Here is a 5140-nt window from a genome sequence, read left to right as displayed (position 1 = left end):
GTACTAAAATCTTTAAAAACTTCTTGCATGTTGCCTTGGTCTAAAAAAAGAATGATTCATTACAGAAGTAACAAATCATCCTTTTTATAATCTCTAAACAATATTTTTCTTAAAAGCTTACAGAAACTTTTCCTCTTAAATAAAACGGAGTACCAGGAGTTAAATGTATTTCTTCTACTGATGCGGTTTCATTGAATAATCTACTTTCGGTAGCAAACTGAGTTTCGTTCCACTCGGTATCAAATAGATTTTCTACGATTACACCAACTGTCCAGTTTTTAATATGGTAGTTTAGGTTCAAATCGGTTACGAAATAACCTTCTGCAACAATACTATTATCTTCATTTGCAGCTCTGTCACCTAAGTATCTATAGTTTAGGTTTCCTGAGAAATCACCAATATCACTGAAAGATAATCCACCTACAGCAGTAAAATCTGGTGCTAACGGAATATAATCTTCGTCATCTGCTTCTTCTGTACTTCTAGCATAGGTGTAATTTACATCACTATACAGATACAACCAATCTAACATTTGATATCGCGCACCAACTTCTACACCAACTCTTCTTGTTTTTCCACTAGGCTCAACAATACCGGCATCGCCTACATACACAAATTCTTGATCTAATAACAGACCCCACAACGTAGCATTCAACACTAATTTATCTACTGGTTTAATAATTGTTCCCAAATCTACACCATATGCTCTCGGAAGAATATCTCTGCCTTCGTTTGCAGTTACTACACGTGCGTCGTTAGAGTGAAAACCTAAGCCTGTTTTTAAAAATAATTGCCAGTCTTTATTTACGGCATAAATAGTATTCAACTTAGGACTTACTATTGCCTTGCTTTCGCTTTTATTATCATATACTTCACTTAGTTTGTTTTCATAGTCAAAGTTGAAATAATCGAAACGAACAGACGGATTAAATGTCCAGTTTCCAGTTTTGTACTCTCCGTCAACAAACCCGTACATATTGGTTTCGTCTACATCACCAAATGCATATTGTTCTAAAACCGTCTTTCTATTTAAAGTGTGCTCTAAAGTTACATCATCTACGTTATCATTTCTCAATCCTATACCAGCAGAATATTTAAACCTATCATCCGTACCAACAGCAATATCAATTTGCTCAAAAACAGTTTCAGCACCCATTATGGTTCTATCTTCATACTGGCGAATTTGGTCGCCATTAATTGGGTCTTCTAAAAAGAAAGTGAAATTCGAAAACAACTCAAAATCATATTTGCTCACAAATGCTCGAGTTTTTAAAAATTGATCTTCACCTAAAAATTTAGTGTGATTCAACATGATATTGGTTCTACTGGTTTGACCACCTTCTGTGTCATCTATCGCTCCGAACCGACCTATAATATTTTGGTCTATTGCCCTTTGCGGTATTTGACCAGAAGCATCCCACTTGCTTTGAAAATGCGATGCAGTTATGGTTAATTCCTCTTTGCCAATATCTTTATAATTATATCTCCCAAGAATATTTAAACGGTTAAAGTTCTGAGGAGAATCAAATGGTCCATCGGTTAAATACACCTCAGATGCTACATATGCGCTACTCTTGCCGTTTTCTAAAATATTGAATAGACCTACAAATCTGTTTGTATTAAATTGTCCCGCCTCATAAGAAACCATACTCTTATCAACACTTTTCTTCAGACTCAAATCTACAAATCCGGCGGTATTAAAATCGCCTTTATCCGCGTAATACGGACCTTTTCCAAAGTTGACATTATCTATAGTTTCTGGTATTACAAAGTGTAAATCTGCATACCCTTGTCCGTGAGCATGAGATACCATATTTACCGGCATACCATCTACGCTAATAGCCACATCTGTGCCGTGGTCAATGTCAAATCCTCTTAAGAAAATCTGTTCGGCTTTACCACCGCCGGCATGTTGACCTATTAGCAAACCTGGTACTTTTCTTAAAATCTCTTGAGATGATTTTACAGGATCATTTTGTACATCTACATTCACAATTCTGCTCATTGCATCAACTTTAGAAACAACTACAACCTGCTCTAAATTGATACTTGACTCTTCTAAAGAGATATTTATACCATTAGTTAAATGATCTTGATTTACAACAAGAATGAATGTTTTAAATCCTAAATTGGAAAAATAAACCGAATCATTTACCGATGTAGAAGTAAGTGAAAATGCACCTGATAAGTTTGTATGGCTATGTTGACCTGAAGTTTGATTAAAGATACCTACATTTTCTAATGCAGTACCTTCTGTATCGGTAACATTACCTTTTAAAGTTTGTGCGTTTACAATAGTAGTTGCACTTAATATAAAAATGCATACGGTAAGCTTTAGTGCCCAGTTACGGCTATAAATCATAAAAAATTATTTTGGAAAAGTTATCATTATCTATACCTACGATAAAAAAACTAAAAAGGTTTTAAATATTTAGAATAGCAAAAATATGATACAGGTTGAACAATTCATTTATTATACGTTTTATAACAATGTTTTAACGATAAGAGTCAACAAACTTCTTGTAATAATTTAAACTTTATTTCACAAAAAAACATACAGTTAACAAAATTTAGATATATGAACAATCAAGCATTATTGACCCCTTTTCATAACACTATAAACCTAAAGAATAGAGTGGTCATGGCACCCATGACAAGAAGTAGAGCTGCAAATGAGGGCAATGCGCCTACAGAAGATTTACATGTACCCTATTATACGCAACGAGCTTCTGCAGGACTAATTATTACAGAAGGATCCCAAGTTTCTAAAGATGCGGTTGGTTATGTTAATACAGCTGGTATTTATTCTGCAGAACAAGTAGAAGGCTGGAAAAAAGTAACCAAAGCAGTCCATGACAAAGGCGGAAAGATATTTATACAACTTTGGCATGTAGGTAGAATTTCTCACCCAGATTTTCATGAAGGTGAATTGCCTTTAGCTCCATCTGCCATAAACCCTAATGCGAAATCTTATACTCCAGAAGGATTTAAAGATACCGTGACACCAAAAGCCATGAGTATTGCAGATATCAAGCAAACGGTATTAGATTTTAAAAATGCAGCAATAAATGCAATTGAAGCAGGATTTGATGGTGTTGAAATACATTCTTCTAACGGATATTTATTTCATCAGTTTTTTACCGGAACATCTAATCACAGAACTGATGAATATGGTGGGAATATAGAAAATAGAACCCGATTCTTTTTTGAAGTTTTAGACGCTATGAAAGAGGCAATTCCTCAAGAAAAAATTGGAGTTAGATTCAATCCTTCACTAAATGGTATGTTCGGTATTACCTTGGACGAAGAAACCATACCTACTTTTGAGTATATCATTAAAAATTTAAACGCCTATAATTTAGCTTACGTACATTTATCAGAACCATTTAACGATGTTTCGAATGTACCTTTTGCGGTAGAACACATTGCTAAACATTTTAGACCTCTTTATAACGGTACCTTGATGATTAATGCCGGTTTTAATCAAGAATCTGGCAATAAGGTAATTGAAGAAGGTAATGCAGATTTAGTAGCGTACGGGAAACCATTTATTTCCAACCCTGATTTGGTAGAACGTTTTGAACATAACCTCCCACTTGCGGAATGGGATACGGATACCTTCTACACCCCAGGAAAAGAAGGTTATTTAGATTATCCTGCATATGAGGAAAACATTTAAAAATTTAGGTTATATAAAAAAAGGCAGCCAATGGCTGCCTTTCTTAATTTTACTTGGTAAAATATTATATGTCATCGTTATTATGTTCCAAATTTTCATTTTCAGCACCACCTAAACTATACAATTGATTTTCTTCATCTTTTAAAGATTTTGAAGTTTTATTTTGAGGTAGATTTCTGCCAGGTATATCTAAATCTTTTCCTGCAAAATCAATTTGTCTATTTCTATTGTCTAATTGGCTATCATCACCATTATCGGTACGGGTATTTTTCACCTTTTCACCTAAAGTTTTTAAATCATCTTCTGTAATATCAGGATTATAAGTATCTGTTTTATTTTCAGTTTTCATATCTATATTTTTTTTGAAAGTTACTTTTTCTTAATTGTAACTATTATCACAAAACAAATGGTTATGAGCTCATTTAAAGAAGATAGTAAAACTGAAGACACAAACGTTTAGCATTAAAACTTTCATCTTACGAATTAATGACAGCTATAGATTTTAATCAACTTGCAAATAAAAATTGAAGATGGAAAATGTATTAGTTGCTGGTGCTAACGGTACCACTGGAAAAAAAATAATTAACCTTTTAAAAAGCTCTCAATACTTTGAACCAGTAGCTATGGTTCGCAAAAAAGAACAGCAAGAACAATTTGAAAAGGAAAATATAAAAACAATTTTAGGTGATTTAGAAAAAGACTTGTCACACACTATAAAAAATATTGACAAAGTAATATTCGCTGCCGGTTCTGGCGGTAAGAAAGTTGTTGAAGTGGATCAAGAGGGTGCTAAAAGTTTAATTGACATATCCAAAAACGCAAACATTAAAAAGTTTGTAATGCTAAGTTCAATGGGCGCGGACAACCCTGAAGAGGCTAGTGATTTAAAGGAGTATTTAAAAGCAAAGCATAATGCAGATGAATATCTAAAATCTCAAAATTTAATGCACACTATCGTTAGACCTGGTTCTTTGACAAATGATTCAGGCACCGGTAAAATTGAACTAAAATCTAAATTGAACAAACAAGGTTCTATTACTAGAGATGATGTGGCGCAAACCTTGGTAAGGTCTTTACATGATGATGCCGCTATTAATTCTACTTTCGAAATTATACAGGGAGATACTCTTATTGGTAAAGCAATGGAAGGTGACTCTTAAATATTAAAATGTTGTTTGGTTGGTTAAAGTCGATTCTAACTTTGTTATGGGTCGGCTTTTTTTTATTAAAATAGCTTACATCCCATTAATAAATATTGATAGTAAATCATGTTGTGTATCTTCGTATAAAACTAAACAACCTCTATATGAAAATATCATTTTTAAAACTAACTATGGTTTTGTCCGTAGTTATTGCATTACATTCCTGTAAAGAGAATCAGAAAGAAAATAGCGAGAGTACGGCAAAAGAGATTGAGCTTGATAGTACAGATTTAGCTTTGCTAGAATTAAACCTTCCTGA

General features: G+C 33.5%; 4 protein-coding genes. 2 read left to right on the top strand and 2 right to left on the bottom strand.

What is annotated here, in order from left to right:
• Positions 1-109: 109 nt before the first annotated feature.
• Entirely contained in the window at positions 110-2362 is a 2253-nt protein-coding gene (locus ABJI11_RS14190; RefSeq protein ID WP_348353563.1) for a TonB-dependent receptor, read from the bottom strand.
• 216 nt (positions 2363-2578) lie between these two features.
• Between ABJI11_RS14190 and ABJI11_RS14185 the strand changes: the two genes are divergently transcribed.
• Positions 2579-3679 carry an alkene reductase gene (locus ABJI11_RS14185; protein ID WP_348353560.1) on the top strand — a complete coding sequence of 367 codons (1101 nt, stop codon included), beginning with the start codon at positions 2579-2581 and terminating at the stop codon, positions 3677-3679.
• A gap of 64 nt (positions 3680-3743) precedes the next feature.
• On the opposite strand, the gene ABJI11_RS14180 is transcribed toward ABJI11_RS14185, so the two are convergent.
• Complete coding sequence (locus ABJI11_RS14180; protein WP_348353557.1) at positions 3744-4028, bottom strand: hypothetical protein; 285 nt, start codon at positions 4026-4028, stop codon at positions 3744-3746.
• Between the two features lie 181 nt (positions 4029-4209).
• On the opposite strand from ABJI11_RS14180, the gene ABJI11_RS14175 reads away from it, so the two are divergent.
• A complete protein-coding gene (locus ABJI11_RS14175) occupies positions 4210-4839 on the top strand; it encodes an SDR family oxidoreductase (RefSeq protein WP_348353554.1) in 630 nt (209 codons plus the stop codon).
• Positions 4840-5140 lie beyond the last annotated feature (301 nt).

The organism is Maribacter sp. (genome assembly GCF_039968975.1).
Classification (GTDB): Bacteria; Bacteroidota; Bacteroidia; order Flavobacteriales; family Flavobacteriaceae; genus Maribacter.
Note: the sequence above shows the minus strand (reverse complement) of the source record. Positions and strands in the feature narration are given on the sequence as shown.